The organism is Streptomyces sp. NPDC057486, from assembly GCF_042802415.1.
GTDB classification, from domain to species: domain Bacteria; phylum Actinomycetota; class Actinomycetes; order Streptomycetales; family Streptomycetaceae; genus Streptomyces; species Streptomyces yanii.
This window is the reverse complement of the sequence record NZ_JBHVEE010000085.1, coordinates 1-17,293: the sequence shown is the minus strand read 5'-3', so window position 1 is coordinate 17,293 and position 17,293 is coordinate 1. Positions and strand designations below refer to the sequence as shown.

General features: G+C 72.7%; 13 protein-coding genes and 1 riboswitch. Of the genes, 8 read left to right on the top strand and 5 right to left on the bottom strand.

Features of this window, described 5'->3' with window-relative positions; all coding sequences use genetic code 11:
- The first annotated feature begins 137 nt into the window (after positions 1-137).
- A complete protein-coding gene (locus ACFU6I_RS31485) occupies positions 138-551 on the top strand; it encodes an SHOCT domain-containing protein (RefSeq protein WP_384372788.1) in 414 nt (137 codons plus the stop codon).
- Here the strand turns inward: ACFU6I_RS31485 and ACFU6I_RS31480 are convergent.
- Positions 505-1,698: a sulfite oxidase gene (locus tag ACFU6I_RS31480; protein WP_384372786.1), complete on the bottom strand. Its 1,194-nt coding sequence runs from the start codon at positions 1,696-1,698 to the stop codon at positions 505-507. The genes ACFU6I_RS31485 and ACFU6I_RS31480 overlap by 47 nt on opposite strands.
- A 157-nt stretch (positions 1,699-1,855) precedes the next feature.
- Between ACFU6I_RS31480 and ACFU6I_RS31475 the strand changes: the two genes are divergently transcribed.
- The 4 genes from ACFU6I_RS31475 (at position 1,856) to cobM (ending at position 5,944) form a co-directional block, all read left to right on the top strand.
- Positions 1,856-3,241 (top strand): FAD-binding oxidoreductase, encoded by a 1,386-nt coding sequence (locus ACFU6I_RS31475; protein ID WP_384372784.1) that lies wholly within the window; start codon positions 1,856-1,858, stop codon positions 3,239-3,241.
- An 80-nt stretch (positions 3,242-3,321) separates the two neighbouring features.
- Entirely contained in the window at positions 3,322-3,729 is a 408-nt protein-coding gene (locus ACFU6I_RS31470) for an SSI family serine proteinase inhibitor (protein WP_384372782.1), read from the top strand.
- Positions 3,730-3,911: 182 nt separating this feature from the next.
- Positions 3,912-5,198: a precorrin-6y C5,15-methyltransferase (decarboxylating) subunit CbiE gene (gene cbiE / locus ACFU6I_RS31465; RefSeq protein WP_384372780.1), complete on the top strand. Its 1,287-nt coding sequence runs from the start codon at positions 3,912-3,914 to the stop codon at positions 5,196-5,198.
- On the top strand, positions 5,195-5,944 hold the full coding sequence (cobM, locus tag ACFU6I_RS31460; RefSeq protein WP_345512488.1) for a precorrin-4 C(11)-methyltransferase: 750 nt from the start codon (positions 5,195-5,197) through the stop codon (positions 5,942-5,944). The genes cbiE and cobM overlap by 4 nt, the downstream gene beginning before the upstream one ends.
- 18 nt (positions 5,945-5,962) lie before the next feature.
- On the opposite strand, the gene ACFU6I_RS31455 is transcribed toward cobM, so the two are convergent.
- Positions 5,963-7,078: a cobalt-precorrin-5B (C(1))-methyltransferase gene (locus ACFU6I_RS31455; RefSeq protein WP_384372778.1), complete on the bottom strand. Its 1,116-nt coding sequence runs from the start codon at positions 7,076-7,078 to the stop codon at positions 5,963-5,965.
- 15 nt (positions 7,079-7,093) lie between these two features.
- On the opposite strand from ACFU6I_RS31455, the gene ACFU6I_RS31450 reads away from it, so the two are divergent.
- Positions 7,094-7,840, top strand: coding sequence for a cobalt-precorrin-6A reductase (locus ACFU6I_RS31450; protein WP_345512491.1), 747 nt, complete (start codon positions 7,094-7,096; stop codon positions 7,838-7,840).
- An 11-nt stretch (positions 7,841-7,851) separates the two neighbouring features.
- Here the strand turns inward: ACFU6I_RS31450 and ACFU6I_RS31445 are convergent, their stop codons facing one another.
- From ACFU6I_RS31445 to cobG, 3 genes are read right to left on the bottom strand one after another with little or no spacing between them, the layout of a single operon-like run.
- Positions 7,852-9,366, bottom strand: a complete 1,515-nt coding sequence (locus ACFU6I_RS31445; protein WP_384372776.1) for a precorrin-2 C(20)-methyltransferase — start codon at positions 9,364-9,366, stop codon at positions 7,852-7,854.
- A 2-nt stretch (positions 9,367-9,368) separates the two neighbouring features.
- Entirely contained in the window at positions 9,369-9,995 is a 627-nt protein-coding gene (locus ACFU6I_RS31440) for a precorrin-8X methylmutase (RefSeq protein ID WP_266983401.1), read from the bottom strand.
- A 56-nt stretch (positions 9,996-10,051) separates the two neighbouring features.
- Positions 10,052-11,344 (bottom strand): precorrin-3B synthase, encoded by a 1,293-nt coding sequence (gene cobG / locus ACFU6I_RS31435; protein WP_384372774.1) that lies wholly within the window; start codon positions 11,342-11,344, stop codon positions 10,052-10,054.
- Positions 11,345-11,446: 102 nt separating this feature from the next.
- A riboswitch (cobalamin riboswitch) is annotated at positions 11,447-11,522 on the top strand.
- Between the two features lie 92 nt (positions 11,523-11,614).
- Here cobG and cobN point away from each other — a divergent pair.
- Positions 11,615-15,214, top strand: a complete 3,600-nt coding sequence (gene cobN / locus ACFU6I_RS31430; RefSeq protein ID WP_384372772.1) for a cobaltochelatase subunit CobN — start codon at positions 11,615-11,617, stop codon at positions 15,212-15,214.
- Positions 15,215-15,580: 366 nt separating this feature from the next.
- A complete protein-coding gene (locus ACFU6I_RS31425) occupies positions 15,581-17,212 on the top strand; it encodes an adenosine deaminase (RefSeq protein ID WP_384372770.1) in 1,632 nt (543 codons plus the stop codon).
- The last annotated feature ends 81 nt before the right edge of the window (positions 17,213-17,293 follow it).

Here is a 17,293-nt window from a genome sequence, read left to right as displayed (position 1 = left end):
CCCCTGAGGAACGGCCCGTACGACAGCGGGCAGGGTCCGAAATCTGATGATATGACTGATTGAGGATTCAGTCGTTCAGGACTGTGTCACCGACACGGAGCGACGAGCCGAACGACGCGACGACCAGGGAGCGGAACGTGGACGAATACCCTCTGCTCAACCTCTTCTGGACCATGCTCTGGTTCTTCCTCTGGATCATGTGGCTCTTCCTCCTCTTCAAGGTCATCTCGGACATCTTCCGCAGCGACGACCTCGGCGGCTGGGCGAAGGCGGGCTGGCTGATCCTGGCCCTGGTACTGCCGTACCTCGGCGTCCTGATCTACGTGATCGCACGCGGTAAATCCATGGGGAAGCGCGACGTCGCGGAAGCCAAGGAGCGGGAAGCCGCCTTCAAGGCGTACGTACGGGAAGCCGCCGCCACCGGTGACACGACCGGCCCGGCGAAACGCGGCAGCAGCGTCGAGGAGCTGGCGAAACTCGCCGAGCTGAAGGACCGCGGCGCGATCACGGACGAGGAGTTCCAGCGGGCGAAGACGAAGCTCCTCGTCTGAGCTCATCCCACTCCGCAGTGGGCTCACCCCACCCGCAGTGGACGACGATCCGCTGGATCGAGTTGTTGCCGAAGCCGCCACGGTTCCACGGCTGGCTGAGGGGCTGGACCCGGCCACCGGCGTCGGTGGCACGGGCGCTGAGGACATGGGTGCCCGGCACCGCCTTCCACGGCGCCTGCCACCGTTGCCAGGCCCACGTGTGCCTGCCGTCCCCGTCCGGCGGGGCGAGTTCGGCGTCGTACCAGGAGCGGCCGTCGTCCGTGCTCACCTCGACCCGGACGACCGGCGGCTCCCCCGACCAGGTGCGGCCCCGGAGCAGCACCCGACCGGGGCGTACGAAACGGGTCCGGGACATGAAGTCCGGGAACCCGGGCGGGATCATCAGCGCCCGGGGGGCCATCCGGGTGACGGCTTCACCGGGATCGTCGGGCTCCTGCCGGTAGCGGTAGGCGGTCGTCTGCTGGAAGCCGGTGAACGGGGTCTCGGTGAGCCGTATCTCCCGAAGCCATTTCACGTGCGCCATGCCGTACCAGCCGGGCACCACCAGCCGCAGCGGATGGCCGTGCTGCGGCGGCAGCGGACCGCCGTTCATCGCGTACGCCACCAGCACTTCCGGCGTGTCGCCGGTGGCCACGTCCACCGGCAGGCTCCGCCGGTAGTCCTGCTCGACGCCCCGCTCGACACCGTGGTCGGCACCGCAGAACACCGCCTCGACGGCATCCGGCTCCACCCCGGCCTCGGCGAGCAGCAGCCGCAGCGGCACCCCCGTCCACTCCGCCGTACCGACCGCCTCGACCAGCCACGGCTGGCTCACCGGCCGCGGTACGAGCCGGGCCCGGCCATTGCCCGCGCACTCCATCGTGACGCGCAGTGTGACGGCCGGGAACGACCGCAGCGCCGCCAGGTCCAGTGCCAGCGGCGTCCGGACCCTGCCGTGCACGGTGAGCTGCACGGAGCCGTCCCGGATCTCGGGGATGTCGTAGTGGACCAGCACATAGTGCAGTCCGGGCGGGGTGATGTCGTAGCGCAGCGCCTCCAGCGGCAGACCGTGGTTGCGGGCGGCGAGCGCGAGTTCCTCCGGGCTGATGCCCTCGCCGGGCTCGGCGAGGCGCCCCGGCGGGCTCGCATCACCAAGGGGTCGGTCCATGGATTCATGGTGCGCCCGTCCGGGCAACCCGCCCACTGCTCCCGACCTGCGGCACACCGCATCCCGCTCTTTGCGCCGCGCCTGCCGATTGCACGGCCCTGCGACCGGCGGGAGCGTGGAGAGGACAGCGGTCCGCACCCGCGGCAAGGAGACGGCCATGGACTCCACCACGCTCGAAGCGATGAGGGCCGCGTTGCGCGGTCCGGTCATCGGCCCGCAGGACCCGGAATACCGCGACGCCCGCACGATCTACAACGGCATGATCGACCGGCGTCCGGCCGCCGTGGTGCGGTGCGCGGACGCGGCGGACGTCATGGCCGCGGTGGACTTCGTCCGCGACGAGGGTCTCGAACTCGCCGTGCGGGGCGGCGGACACAGCGGAGCGGGTCTGTGCCTGGTGGACGACGGCGTCACCCTCGACCTGTCACCGATGCGCTGGGCGCACATCGATGCCGCCGCCCGGACCGGCCGGGTCGGCGGCGGCACCCTGCTCGGCGATCTCGACCACGCCGCCCACGCGTTCGGCCTGGCCACTCCCTCCGGAATCCTGTCGACGACCGGGGTCGTCGGCCTCACCCTCGGCGGCGGCCACGGCTATCTCACCCGCAGGTACGGCCTGACCGTGGACAACCTCCTCGCGGCGGACGTCGTCCTGGCCGACGGCAGCCACGTCACCGCGGACGAGAACGAGAACTCCGACCTGTTCTGGGCGCTGCGCGGCGGAGGCGGGAACTTCGGCATCGTCACCTCGTGCGAACTCCGGCTGCACCCGGTGGACACCGTGGGGGTCGCGATCACCGTGTGGCCGGTCGACCGGATCCGCGAAGTCCTGGAGTGGTACCGGGACTTCCTGCCGCAGGCGCCCGAGGATCTGAACGGCTTCTTCCTGGCGCTCACCGTCCCGCCCGGCCCGCCGTTCCCCGAGGAGATCCACGGCCAGAAGATGTGCGGCGTCGTCTGGTGCTGGACCGGCGACCCCGAGCTCCTCGACGCCACCCTGAAAGTCGTGGACGAACCGGGTCCGCCTGCCTTCCACTTCACCTCGCCGATGCCCTACCCGGCACTCCAGACGATGTTCGACGCACTGCTCCCGAGCGGACTGCAGTGGTACTGGCGGGGCAACTTCTTCGACCGGATCACGGACGACGCCATCGCCGTCCACGCCAAGTACGCCGAGAACCTCCCCACGGACCTGTCGACGACCCACCTGTACCCGGTCGACGGGGCCGCCCACCGGATCGGCCCGGACGACACGGCCTGGGCGTACCGCGACGCCGTCTGGTCCGGCGTCATCGCGGGCATCGACCCCGACCCGGACAACGCCGAGGCGATCAGGCAGTGGTGTGTGGACTACTGGGAGGAGTTGCATCCGCAGTCGATGGGCGGGACGTACGTGAACTTCATGGGCGTGGGCGAGTCCCAGGACCGGGTACGGGCCACCTACGGCGACCACTACGACCGGCTCTCGGCGGTCAAGCAGGTGTACGACCCCGACAATTTCTTCCACACCAACCAGAACATCGCGCCGGCCGGCCGGCCATGAGGGCACGCGCACAGCTGTGAGGTCACGTGCACGCGGCGCGCCGCTCGTGTCCTCATGACCGGCTGTTCGTTGTCCAGATCATGATCATCTCTTCCGTCGTCCGGCGTCTGAGCGCGGCCTCACTGACCGCCGCCGCCCTGGCCACGCCCCTGCTCCTGGCTCCCACCGCGCACGCCGACACCCCGGGGAGCACCCTCTTCCTGACCGTCTCCGGCAGCGAGAACACCTGGATCCGCGGCATCGGCCTCCAGTGTCCGCTCGCCTCCTGGAGTCACCACCCGAGGGCATCGGAGGCCTGCGCCGCCCTGAACGAGGCCGGGGGCGACCTCGACGAGCTGCCCGGCAACCCGCACCCGTGCCCCCTGATCCACGACCCCGTCACGGTCACCGCACAGGGGACGTACAACGGCACCGCGGTGGACTGGCAGCGCACCTACCCGAACGCCTGCGTCATGGAGGCGACCGCGGGGCCCGTCTTCGACTTCTGAGCCGGCGCCGGCCCCGAACGCCCCTGCCCGGCGCGCGGACCGGGCAGGGGCGTCAGGAGAAGCGTCGGCCGGCCCGAGGCACGTACGTATGGCGATGCTCACCCGCCAGGAACGATCTCAGCGGTCAGCGCGAACAGTAGAGTTTCGGCTGCGTCAAACCCCCGAACACCGAGGTACCGGCCGTGATCCCCGCAGAGCCCGCAATACCCCCGCCCCCTGCGCCCACCGTCGTCGGGATCGGTGCCGACGGGTGGGAGGGACTGCCCGGGACCTCGCGCACGGCGCTGCTCCGCGCCGAGGTGCTGATCGGCGGTGCACGGCAGTTGGAGCTGCTGCCGCCGGAGTGCGCGGGACAGCGGGTGCCCTGGCCCTCGCCGCTGCGGCCCGCCGTGCCCGGTCTGCTGGCCGCGCACCAGGGGCTCCGCATCGCCGTGCTGGCCAGTGGCGACCCCATGTTCTACGGCATCGGGCGCGCCCTCTGCGAGGAGTTGGGCGCCGGGAACCTCAGCGTCCTGCCGCATCCGTCCTCCGTCTCCTACGCCTGCGCCCGGCTCGGCTGGCCGCTGGAGGACACCGAGGTCGTCACGCTGGTGGGCAGGCCCGCCGCCCGCCTGGCCGCCGCCCTGCACGAGGGCCGGCGCCTGCTGGTGCTGAGCGCGGGCGCCGAAACCCCCGCAGACGTGGCCGCGCTGCTGCGCGAACGCGGCTTCGGCCCCAGCCCGATGCGGGTGCTGGAACAGCTCGGCGGCGACGCCGAGGACTGCGTCACAGGGACGGCCGACGGCTGGGCGCATCCGGCGGGCGATCCGCTCAACGTCATCGCGGTCGAGTGCCGTCGTGCCCCGGACGCGCTGCGGCTCGGCGCCGTACCCGGGCTGCCGGACGACGCGTACGAGCACGACGGTCAGCTCACCAAGCGGCATGTCCGCGCGGCCACGCTCGGGGCACTGGCCCCGGCGCCCGGCGAACTGCTGTGGGACATCGGCGGCGGTTCCGGGTCGATCGCGGTCGAGTGGATGCGCACCCACCCGTCCTGCCGTGCCGTCACCGTCGAACGCGACCCGGTGCGGGCCGGACGCATCGCCCGTAACGCGGACCGGCTCGGCGTCCCCGCGCTGCGCGTGGTCAGCGGCCGGGCACCGGAAGCACTGGCCGGACTGCCGGTGCCGGACGCCGTCTTCATCGGCGGCGGGCTGACCGTGCCGGGGCTGCTCGACGCCTGCTGGGACGCGCTGCCGCCCGGCGGACGGCTGGTCGCCAACACCGTCACGCTGGAGTCCGAGGCACTGCTCGCCGAGCGGTACCGGCGCCACGGCGGCGAGTTGGTTCGGCTCGCGGTGGCGCACGCCGTGCCGGTCGGCGGCTTCACCGGCTGGCGCCAGGCCATGCCGGTCACCCAGTGGTCCGTGCGCAAGCCCGGCACCCCCCCGATACCGTCCGCACCGTCCTCGTCAGGAGAGAACAGATGACCGTGTACTTCATCGGCGCCGGCCCCGGCGCCGCCGACCTGATCACGGTGCGCGGCGCCCGGACGCTCGCCGCCTGTCAGGTCTGTCTGTACGCGGGCAGCCTGGTCCCCCGCGAACTGCTCGCCGAATGCCCGCCGGACGCCCGCCTCGTCGACACCGCGCAGCTCAACCTCGACGAGATCACCGACGAGTTGGTGCGCGCCCACGAGAACGGGCAGGACGTGGCCCGGCTGCACTCCGGCGACCCGTCCGTCTTCAGCGCGGTCGCCGAGCAGATGCGGCGGCTCGACGCGGCAGCTGTGCCGTACGAAGTGGTGCCCGGTGTGCCGGCGTTCGCGGCGGCCGCCGCAGCCCTGAAGCGGGAGCTGACCGTGCCGACCGTCGGCCAGACCGTCATCCTCACCCGGATCGCCCACCGCGCCACCGCCATGCCGGAGGGCGAGGACCTGGCCACGCTCGGCCGCAGCGGTGCGCTGATCGTGCTGCACCTGGCCGCCCGGTACGTCGACCGGGTCGTCGAGGAGCTGCTGCCGCACTACGGGGCCGACTGCCCGGCCGCCGTGGTGGCCATGGCGTCCCGCCCGGACGAGCTGATCCTGCGCGGTTCGCTGAGTGACATCGCCGAGCAGGTGAAGGCCGCGGGGGTGATCCGTACCGCCGTCATCATGGTCGGCCGCACGCTCGGCGCCGAGCAGTTCCGCGACAGCCACCTCTACTCGGCCGAGCGCGACCGGCACGTCTGCTGACGGGCGGCGCCGACCGCGTCAGCGCACGTCGCTGCGGCCGACGACCGTGCCCGCCCGGTCGATGCAGATGACGTCCACGGCCACCGGCGCGCCGCGCAGCACCGACAGCGCCTGGTCGCGGGCGGCCACCGCGACCAGGTCGCCCAGCGGGACCCCGGCCGCCGCGCACAGCTGAAGGGCGGCCAGACCCGTGTTGGCGTCCGCCACCTCGGCGGTCAGCGACGCGTCCGCGCCGCCTTGCCGGGCGAGTTCGGCGAGGAACCCCTTGTCGACCTGGGAGCGGGCGGAGTGCAGGTCCAGATGGCCCGCCGCGAGCTTGGACAGCTTCGCGAAGCCTCCACAGACCGTCAGCCGGTCCACCGGATGCCTGCGTACGTACTTGAGCACCGCCCCGGCGAAGTCGCCCATGTCGAGCAGGGCGATCTCCGGCAGGCCGTACTCGGCGACGACGGTCTTCTCCGAGGTCGACCCCGTGCATCCCGCCACATGCGTGTGTCCCGCGGCGCGGGCCACGTCCACGCCCCGGCGGATCGAGTCGATCCACGCCGAGCAGGAGTAGGGGACGACGATCCCGGTCGTGCCGAGGATCGACAGGCCGCCCAGGATGCCGAGGCGCGGATTCCACGTGGACCGGGCGATCTCCTCGCCGTGATCGACGGACACGGTGATCTCGACGTCGCCCGTGTCCCCGTGGTCCGCCGCCACGCGCGCGATGTGGTCGCGCATCATCTGCCGCGGCATCGGGTTGATCGCGGGCTCGCCGACGTCGAGCGGCAGACCGGGGCGGGTCACGGTGCCCACGCCAGGACCGGCCCGGAACACCACGCCCGAACCCGGCGGCAACCGTCGCACCGTGGCCCGTACCAGCGCGCCGTGCGTCACGTCCGGGTCGTCTCCCGCGTCCTTGACCACGCCGGCCGTCGCCCGGTCGCCGGCGAGCTCCTCCACCGCCAGGGCGAACGCCGGGCTCTGGCCCTTGGGCAGGACGACGGTCACCGGATCGGGGAAGTCGCCGGTCAGCAGGGCGGTGTACGCGGCGGTCGTGGCCGCGGTCGCACAGGCACCGGTCGTCCAGCCGGGCCGCAGACCGGTGTGTTTGAGTTGGGCGCTGCGCCCTCCTCTCGCCTCACTCATGTCTGGACCGATCCCATGCACGTACTCGTCCTCGGTGGCACCACGGAGGCCCGCCGTCTCGCCGAGCACCTGGCCGGGGCGCTCCCGGCCGGGGCCCGGGTCACCAGTTCGCTGGCCGGACGCGTGGCCAGTCCGAAGCTGCCGCCCGGCGAGGTGCGGGTGGGCGGGTTCGGCGGAGCCGAGGGGCTCGCCGCGTGGCTGCGGACGCACCGGGTCGACGCGCTCATCGATGCCACCCATCCTTTCGCCGGGACGATCAGTTTCCATGCGGCGTCGGCCGCCGCCGCTGCCCATGTTCCCCTGCTCGCTCTGCGCCGCCCCGGCTGGGTGCCCACGGACGGCGACCGCTGGCACCCGGTCGGATCCCTGGCCGAGGCGGCGCGGGCACTGCCCGGGCTCGGGCAGCGGGTCTTCCTGACCACGGGCCGGATGGGGCTCGCCGCCTTCGCCGGTCTCGACTCGCAGTGGTTCCTGATGCGGTCGGTGGACGCCCCCGACGGACCGCACCCGGCGCGGATGGAGGTCCTGCTGGACCGGGGGCCGTTCACCCTCGACGGGGAGCGCGAACTGATCCGCCGTCACCGCATCGATGTCCTCGTCACCAAGGACAGCGGGGGTGACGCCACCGCGCCGAAACTGACCGCGGCCCGGGAGGCCGGTGTCCCGGTCGTGGTGGTCCGCCGGCCACCGGTCCCGGACGGCGTTCCCGTGGTCCCCACACCGGAACTCGCCGTGGACTGGCTGTCCGGCCTGCACGGCTGAGAGACCGGACCTCAGGCCTCCGGGTACCGCCGCGGCGTCCACACGATCTGCTGACCGTCCCCCCGCCGCACCGACCGCGTCTGCGAGGAACCAACCAGCAGGATCGTCCGCATGTCGACCTCGGCCGGTTCCAGCTCCGCCAGGGTGACGATGCGTACGCTCTCCGACGGCCCGCCCACATCCCGGCCCACCACCACCGGAGTATCCGGCGAACGGTGCTCCAGCAGCAGGTCACGGGCCTTGCCGACCTGCTCGGTGCGGGTGCGCGAACCCGGGTTGTACAGCGCCAGCACCAGGTCCGCCGCCGCGGCCGCGCGCAGCCGGGTGGCGATCACCTCCCACGGCTTGAGCCGGTCGGAGAGCGAGATCGTGGCGTAGTCGTGGCCGAGCGGCGCGCCCGCGCGGGCGGCGGCGGCGTTGGCCGCGGTCACCCCGGGCAGCACCCGCACGGGCACCTTCGCGTACGCGTCCTGCGAGGCGACCTCCAGGACGGCGGTCGCCATGGCGAAGATCCCCGGGTCGCCGCCCGAGACCACGGCCACGCGGCGTCCGCGCCGGGCCAGGTCGAGGGCGAACTCGGCACGCTCCGACTCCACCTTGTTGTCGGAGCCGTGGCGGGCCTGTCCCGGGCGGACCGGGACGCGGTCCAGATACGTGGTGTAGCCGACGAGATCGTCGGCGGCGGCCAGCGCCCCGCGGGACTCCGGGGTCAGCCACAGCGGACCGGCGGGACCGGTCCCGACGACCACGACCTCACCCACGCGCTCCGCGTCCTCGGCCGCCTCCGGCCGGGGCGCGTCGATCCGGCTGGGCAGCACCGCGACAGCGAAGTACGGAACGGAATCCGGGTCGGTGTCCGCGAGATCGCCGGTGCGCTCCCCGGCCATCGTGGCGCGCTCCACGTAGTGCGCCTCGTCCAGTCGCCCGGAAGCCTCGAAGGCGCGCCGCACGGCGGGGAACGTGCGCCCCAGCTTCATCACCACGGCGGCGTCGGTGGCGGCCAGGCGGGCCGTCAGCTCCTCCTCCGGCAGCGTGCCGGGCAGGATCGTCAGCACCTCCTCGCCCTCGGCGAGCGGGGTGCCGAGCCGGGCGGCGGCGGCGCTGACCGACGTGACCCCGGGGATCACCTCGGTGGGGTACCGGTCGGCGAGCCGCTTGTGCATGTGCATGTACGAGCCGTAGAACATCGGGTCGCCCTCGGCGAGCACCGCCACCGTCCGCCCGGCGTCCAGGTGCACCGCCAGCCGGGCCGCGGCCTCGCCGTAGAACTCCTCCATCGCACCCCGGTAGCCGCCCGGGTGGTCGGTGGTCTCCGTCGTGACCGGATAGACCAGCTTCTCCTCGATGTGGTCCGCGCGGATGTGCCCGGCGGCGATGGAGCGTGCGATGGACCGTCCGTGACGGGCGCTGTGATAGGCGATGACATCGGCCTCGGCGATGGTCTGCACGGCACGTACGGTCATCAGTGCCGGATCGCCGGGGCCGAGCCCCACCCCGTACAGCCGGCCCGTGTTCTGCTCGCTCACTCTTACTCTTCCTCGCTGGCGATCGCGTTGAGCGCGGCCGCGGCTATGGCGCTGCCGCCGCGACGGCCCCGTACGACCAGGTGTTCCAGACCCGACGGGTGGTCGGCCAGGGCGTCCTTGGACTCGGCGGCTCCGACGAAGCCGACGGGCACACCGATGACGGCGGCCGGGCGCGGAGCGCCTTCCTCGATCATCTCGAGCAGCCGGAACAGGGCGGTCGGTGCGTTGCCCACGGCCACCACCGCCCCCTCCATCCGGTCCCGCCACAGCTCCATCGCGGCGGCGCTGCGGGTCGTGCCGAGCTTCCTGGCGAGATCGGGGACCGTGGGGTCCGACAGGGTGCAGATGACCTCGTTGTCGGCGGGCAGCCGCTTGCGGGTGACGCCACTGGCGACCATGGCCACGTCGCACAGGATCGGCGCACCGGAGCGCAGCGCCGCGCGGGCACCGGCCACGACCCCCGGGGTGAAGTCGATGTCGCGTACGAGGTCGACCATGCCGCAGGCGTGGATCATGCGGACCGCGACCTGGCTGACGTCGGCGGGAAGCCCCGCGAGATCCGCCTCGGCGCGGATGGTGGCGAAGGACTGGCGGTAGATCGCCGGTCCGTCCTTCTCGTACTGGAACACGGTGGTTTCGCTCTCTCCGGTCGGTGGTCGGGCTGCAGCGCCCTCGGGTCGGTGGTTCAGATACGGGTACGGCGGGCGGCGTTCACCGCGGCGGCCAGGTCGGACGGACTGCCGTGGACCGTCACGGGAGCGTCCCGTTCGTCGCCGCGGACCCGGGTCACCCGGTGCCCGCCGGGAACGGCGACGACGTCGGCCCAGACGCCCTTGGGGTGACCGCAGCGGCGTTCGCAGCCGGACCAGTGGACGGGGAGCTGCCCGGCAAGGGGCTCTCCGACGGTCCGTACGAAGGCCTCCGCGTCGCCCCGAACGTCTGCCAGGGACTTCGCACAGCCGGGCCGTCCGATGCACGCACCGACCCCCGTCCACGCGGAGTCGGGTCCGGCGATCAGTCCGGCCGCGCCCCACTCGCGCAGCCGCGCCGCCGCGTCGCCGGGCGTCACGCCCGTCACGACGACGCTCCGCCACGGGGTCAACCGCAGCTCGCGGCCCACGCGGGACAGGCTCTTCCACTGCTCACCGGTGAGCCGCCCGAGCGGCACCCCCACACAGGCCGCGGTGCCGACGACGCCGTACGCGGGCTCCTGCGCCGTCGCCGCCGGGGGTACGCGCTCCGCAGCACCGGCCACCCGCAACGCCGCCCCCACCGGCTCCAGCAACTCTGCGGCAGCAAAAGGCAGTTCACTCACCCGCCAGACGCCCGTCTCCTGCGCCGCATCCAGGAACGACTCGGCGGCGATCAGCGCCGCGCGCGGCGCATCGTCCCCGGGGACCCTCAGCACCGCTTCCGACGCCCCGATCCGCAGGAGCGCGCTTCCGTCGCTCTGTCCGAGCAACGTCACATCCGCACCCAGGGCATCGACGTCGCCACGGCCGTCGTCCAGCGCGAAGAGATAGCGGCCGGACAGTCCGGCCGCTTTGTCACTTCCGCACAACAGCGCGTCCAGCGCGGTCAGCCACGGCCGGACATCCCGGTGGCCCCGTCCGTCGAGCCCGGAGAGCGGGGAGGCCACGACGTTACGTATCCGCTCATGGCTCCGGGACGGCAGCAGCCCAGCCCCGTCCAGGAGTTCGGCGAGCCGTCCGCCGCACTCCTGGCCGAGGCCGCGCAGCTGGACATTGCCACGCGAAGTGAGATGCAGCTCACCGTCGCCCAACTCCCGCGCTGCCTCGTGGAGCGCGTCCGCCTGTCGGGCAGTCAGCACGCCGCCGGGGATCCGGACCCGCGCCAGCGCCCCGTCGTCCGCCCGGTGGAGCCGCAGCGACCCCGGGCAGGCATCACCGCGGTCACGGGAGACGGGCTCCCCCGGGGCCGAAGGCGGGGTGTCGGAAGTGGACATGGCGGCGAGCATACCGACCATCATTCCGAGCTGTATGAACCCATCTGATGCAAGGCCCTTACTATGCCTAGCAACGGGCCACCCGGCCCGGCATCGCCGGAGACGGCGATAGGGGAGGAAGCCCGGTGCAAGTCCGGCGCGGTCCCGCCACTGTGAGTCCGGCCTGGGCGGCCGGGCGAGTCAGGAACTCCCTTCCCCGAGCTCTCGATCCCGCTCGAGCAGGGGAGACCCCATTCCGACACCGCCCGGGGCGTGGACACCCCGAGGAAGGCCCGACGCCGCATGATCCTGCTCCTGTCGACGTCCGACACCGACCTGCTCAGCGCCCGCGCCGCGGACGGTCCGGTGACCTACCGCTACGCCAACCCCTCGCGGCTGCCGCTCGACGACCTCCCCGCTCTCCTCGACGGCACCGACCTCGTCGTCGTACGCCTCCTCGGCGGTGTCCGCGCCTGGCAGGAAGGGCTCGACCACGTCCTCGCCACCGGCAGGCCGGTCGTCGTCCTCACCGGCGAACAGGCCCCCGACGCACAGCTGATGGCCGCCTCCACCGTCCCGATCGGGATCGCAGCCGAGGCCCACGCCTACCTGGCACACGGCGGCCCGGCCAATCTGGACCAGCTGGCCCGGTTCCTCTCCGACACCGTGCTGCTGACCGGCCACGGTTTCGAACCCCCGGCGCCCGCACCGTCCTGGGGCCCTCTGGAGCGCACCGCGCGCGCCACCGAAGGCCCGACCATCGCGGTGCTCTACTACCGCGCCCACCACATGAGCGGGAACACCGCGTTCGTCGACACCCTCTGCCGGTCGATCGAGGACACGGGCGCCCGCGCCCTCCCCCTGTACGTCGCCTCGCTGCGCACCCCGGAACCCGCGCTCATCGACGAACTGCGCGCCGCCGACGCCATCGTCACCACCGTCCTCGCCGCCGGCGGCACCCGGCCCGCCGAGGCATCGGCGGGCGGCGACGACGAGTCCTGGGACGCGGGTGCGCTCACCGGACTCGACGTGCCGATCCTGCAGGCTCTCTGCCTGACCAGTTCGCGCAGCGACTGGGAGGACAACGACGAGGGCGTCTCCCCGCTCGACGCGGCCAGCCAGATCGCGGTCCCCGAGTTCGACGGCCGGCTGATCACCGTCCCGTTCTCCTTCAAGGAGGTCGACGAGGACGGGCTGCCCGCGTACGTCGCCGACACCGAACGCGCCGCACGCGTCGCCGGAATCGCCGTACGCCACGCACGGCTGCGCCACATCCCGGCCGGGGACAAGCGCCTCGCGCTCGTCCTCTCCGCCTACCCGACCAAGCACTCCCGTATCGGCAACGCCGTCGGTCTCGACACCCCCGCCAGCGCCGTCGCCCTGCTGCGCCGACTGCGCGCGGAGGGCTACGACTTCGGGCCCGAGGACGAGCTCCCCGGCCTGGTCTCCGGCGACGGCGACGAGCTGATCCACGCCCTGATCGAGGCCGGCGGTCACGACCAGGAGTGGCTGACCGAGGAGCAGCTGGCCCGCAACCCGGTCCGTATCCCGGCCGCCGACTACCGACGCTGGTACGCCACGCTCCCGGACGAGCTCCGCGACGCCGTCGAGCAGCACTGGGGTCCGCCGCCCGGCGAGATGTTCGTGGACCGCTCCCGCAATCCGGAGGGCGACATCGTGCTCGCCGCCGTGCGCCGCGGGAACCTCCTCATTCTCATCCAGCCGCCGCGCGGCTTCGGCGAGAACCCGATCGCGATCTACCACGACCCCGATCTGCCGCCCTCGCACCACTACTTGGCCGCATACCGCTGGATCGCGGCGGCGCAGGACGACGGCGGTTTCGGGGCCGACGCGATGATCCACCTCGGCAAGCACGGCAACCTGGAGTGGCTGCCCGGCAAGAACGCGGGCCTGTCCGCCGCCTGCGGCCCGGACGCCGCACTGGGCGATCTCCCGCTCGTCTACCCGTTCCTGGTGAACGACCCGGGCGAGGGCACGCAGGCCAAGCGCCGCGTCCACGCCACCCTGATCGACCACCTCGTGCCGCCGATGGCCCGCGCGGACAGCTACGGCGACATCGCGCGCCTGGAGCAACTCCTCGACGAGCACGCCCAGATCGCCGCGATGGACCCGGCGAAACTGCCCGCGATCCGCGCCCAGATCTGGACCCTGATCCAGGCCGCCAAGCTCGACCACGACCTGGGGCTCGACGACCGCCCGGACGACGAGGGCTTCGACGAATTCATCATGCATCTGGACGGCTGGCTCTGCGAGATCAAGGACGCCCAGATCCGCGACGGCCTGCACGTCCTGGGCGGCGCACCGGCCGGTGCGGACCGGGTCAACCTGGTCCTGGCGATCCTGCGCGCCCGCCAGATATGGGGCGGTACGGCGTCGCTGCCCGGCCTGCGCGAGGCACTCGGACTGGACGAGTCCGCCGCCACCCGCACCACCGCCGACGAGGCCGAGGAGCAGGCACGCGCCCTGGTCCAGGCGATGGAGGACGCGGACTGGGACCCGGCGGCCGTCGCGACCGTCACGGCATCGCATCCCCGAGCGGTCACGGACATCCTCGACTTCGCCGCCCGCGAGGTGGTGCCCCGACTGTCCGCCACCACCGCCGAACTCGACCACACCGTCCACGCCCTGAACGGCGGCTTCGTCCCGGCGGGCCCGTCCGGCTCCCCGCTGCGCGGCCTGGTCAACGTCCTGCCGACCGGCCGCAACTTCTACTCCGTCGACCCGAAGGCGGTCCCGTCCCGCCTCGCCTGGGAGACCGGCCAGGCCCTGGCGGACTCGCTCCTGGAGCGCTACCGCACCGACAACGGCGAGTGGCCCACCTCGGTCGGCCTCTCCCTCTGGGGCACCAGCGCGATGCGCACCTCCGGCGACGACGTCGCCGAGGCACTGTCGCTGCTCGGCATCCGCCCGGTCTGGGACGACGCCTCGCGCCGCGTCACCGGCCTGGAACCGATCGGCCTCGCCGAACTGGGCCGCCCGCGCATCGATGTGACGCTGCGCATCTCCGGCTTCTTCCGGGACGCGTTCCCGCACACCATCGGCCTGCTCGACGACGCGGTACGCCTCGCCGCATCCCTCGACGAGCCGGCCGAGCAGAACCACATCCGGGCGCACGCCCAGGCCGACCTCGCCGAACACGGCGACGAACGCCGGGCCACCACCCGCATCTTCGGCTCCCGCCCCGGTACGTACGGAGCGGGTCTCCTCCAGCTCATCGACAGCCGCGACTGGCGCACCGACGCCGACCTCGCCGAGGTCTACACCGTCTGGGGCGGGTACGCCTACGGCCGCGAACTCGACGGGCGCCCGGCCCGCGACGAGATGGAGACGGCGTACAAGCGCATCGCCGTGGCCGCCAAGAACACGGACACCCGCGAGCACGACATCGCGGACTCGGACGACTACTTCCAGTACCACGGCGGCATGGTGGCCACGGTCCGCGCCCTGCGCGGCACGGCCCCGGAGGCGTACATCGGCGACTCCACCCGCCCGGAGACGGTCCGCACCCGCACCCTCGTCGAGGAGACGTCCCGCGTCTTCCGCGCCCGCGTGGTCAACCCCAAGTGGATCGAGGCGATGCGCCGCCACGGCTACAAGGGCGCCTTCGAGCTCGCCGCGACGGTCGACTACCTCTTCGGATACGACGCGACGACGGGCGTGGTCGCCGACTGGATGTACGACAAGCTCACCGAGACGTACGTCCTGGACCCGACCAACCGCGAATTCCTGCAGCAGGCCAACCCCTGGGCCCTGCACGGCATCGCGGAACGCCTCCTGGAGGCCGAGTCCCGCGGCATGTGGGCCAAGCCGGACCCTGCGGTACTGGAGGCGCTGCGTCAGGCGTTCCTGGAGACGGAGGGGGACCTGGAGGGCGAGGACTGAGGGCCGACAGGAGTACGCGGGTGCGGCCGCCCCGTTCCGCACGGGGCGGCCGCACCCACCCGGCGCCGCCCTCTCGTCGACTCCCCCGCCGCGCCAGGTCCGACCGCCGCCGGTCATGGGTGAGCCGCGCGGCCGGCCTTCCCCCGACGGCCGGCCGCCCGTCCGCGAGGGCACAGGCCGTACCGGACCCGCACCGGCCGAGGAGCAGGCGGTCGACGGACAGGTGCGTGCCTGCGTGCGCCAGGCGCTCGTGGACCGACGGGAGGGGACAGCAGGACGTGGGGCGTGATCACTCGGCCGGGTGGTCCCGGCCAGGTGCCCGCCCGTCGCGCGTTCAGCGCCGTCCGAAATCGGGATCATGCGCAGGTGATCTCCGTGAACCGCCGCTCCGTGCGCCGCCCGCGTGGCCCCCTGGCCCCGATCGGTCTCGGCGCCCTCGTCGTCCTGACCCTGCTGCCGGGCTCGCTGCCCGCCGCCGCGCAGACGGTGGCCGCCACGCGGTCCCCCGCTGCCGCACCCCGGCCCGCACCCACCCGCGGGGAGTCCCTGGCCTCCGCGCGGCTCGCCACGATCCGGCACGATCCGGCCGCGCTGAAGGCCTTCTTCACAGCACTGCCGAAGGGAGGGGACCTGCACAACCACCTGTCCGGTGCCGTCTCGACCGAATACCTCATCTCGCTCGCCGCGGAAGACGGACTGTGCATCGACGCGGCGACGCTGACCGCGGTGCAGCCGCCGTGCGGCCCCGGCCGACGACCGGCTTCGGACGCCCTGTCCGACGGCCCCTTCCGCCGCTCGGTGCTGCAGGCGTGGTCCATGCAGGACTTCCCGCCGGGGCAGTCGGGGCACGACCACTTCTTCGACACGTTCGGGAAGTTCGGCGAGGTCACCTGGCGCCACCGGGGCAAGCTCCTCGCCGAAGTGGCCAACAGCGTCGCGAAACAGAATCAGTTCTATCTGGAGACGATGGTGACGCCCGCGTCCGACGGCGCGAGGGACCTGGCCGCCGAGGTCGGCTGGGACCCGGACCTGGCGAGGCTGCACAGCAAGCTGCTGGCCGGCGGCAAGCTCGACAAGCTGGTCGCCGAGGCGAGCCGGGAGACGGACGAGTCCGACGCGGAGTTCCGCACGGCGGCACAGTGCGGCACGCCCCGCGCGGAGGCCGGCTGCCGGCTTCCGGTGCGGTGGATCTCCCAGGTCTCACGCGGCAGTTCGCCCGAGCGGGTCTTCACGCAGATGGCCCTGGGACTGCGCCTCGCCGAACGGGACAAACGGTTCGTCGCCGTGAATCTGGTGCAGCCGGAGGACTGGGACAGCTCCCTGCGGAACTACAGCCTTCAGATGCGGATGCTCGACTACCTGCACCACGTGTACCCCAAGGCTCACATCACCCTGCACGCGGGCGAGTTGTGGCCCGGCCTGGTCAAGCCCGAGGACCTGACCTTCCACATCGGTGAGGCCGTGAACGTCGCTCACGCCGAGCGCATCGGCCACGGTGTCGATCTGGTCCACGAGGACAACTGGCGGCAGCTCGCCCGCACGATGGCCGCCCGGCAGATCGCGGTCGAGGTCCCGTTCAGCAGCAACGCCCAGATCCTCGGGGTCAAGGGCGCCGACCACCCCTTCACGACCTACCGCGCCTACGGCGTGCCCGTCGTGCTGGCCACCGACGACCCCGGCGTCTCCCGGATCGACATCGGGCACGAGTACCAGTACGCCGCCACGACGTACGGCCTCGGCTACCGCGACCTGAAGGACCTCGCGCGGGCCTCCCTGGAGTACGCCTTCCTGCCGGGCGCCGGCCTCTGGCAGGGCAACCCGACCCGGGACGGCTACCGACTCGCCGGCCCCTGCCGCCACGACAGGCCCGGTACGGAGAACCCGCGGCAGCAGTGCCGACGCCTGCTGGACGCCAGCGCGAAGGCGCGGGTCCAGTGGCGCCAGGAAGCCGCGTTCGCGGCCTTCGAGCGGCGGATCGCCACCATCACGGCAGGCTGACGGACACACACCCGCTCCGGACACCACGGGCGCCCTCCGGCACACGCAAGTGCCGGAGGGCGCCCGTGCACGCAGCGGGCC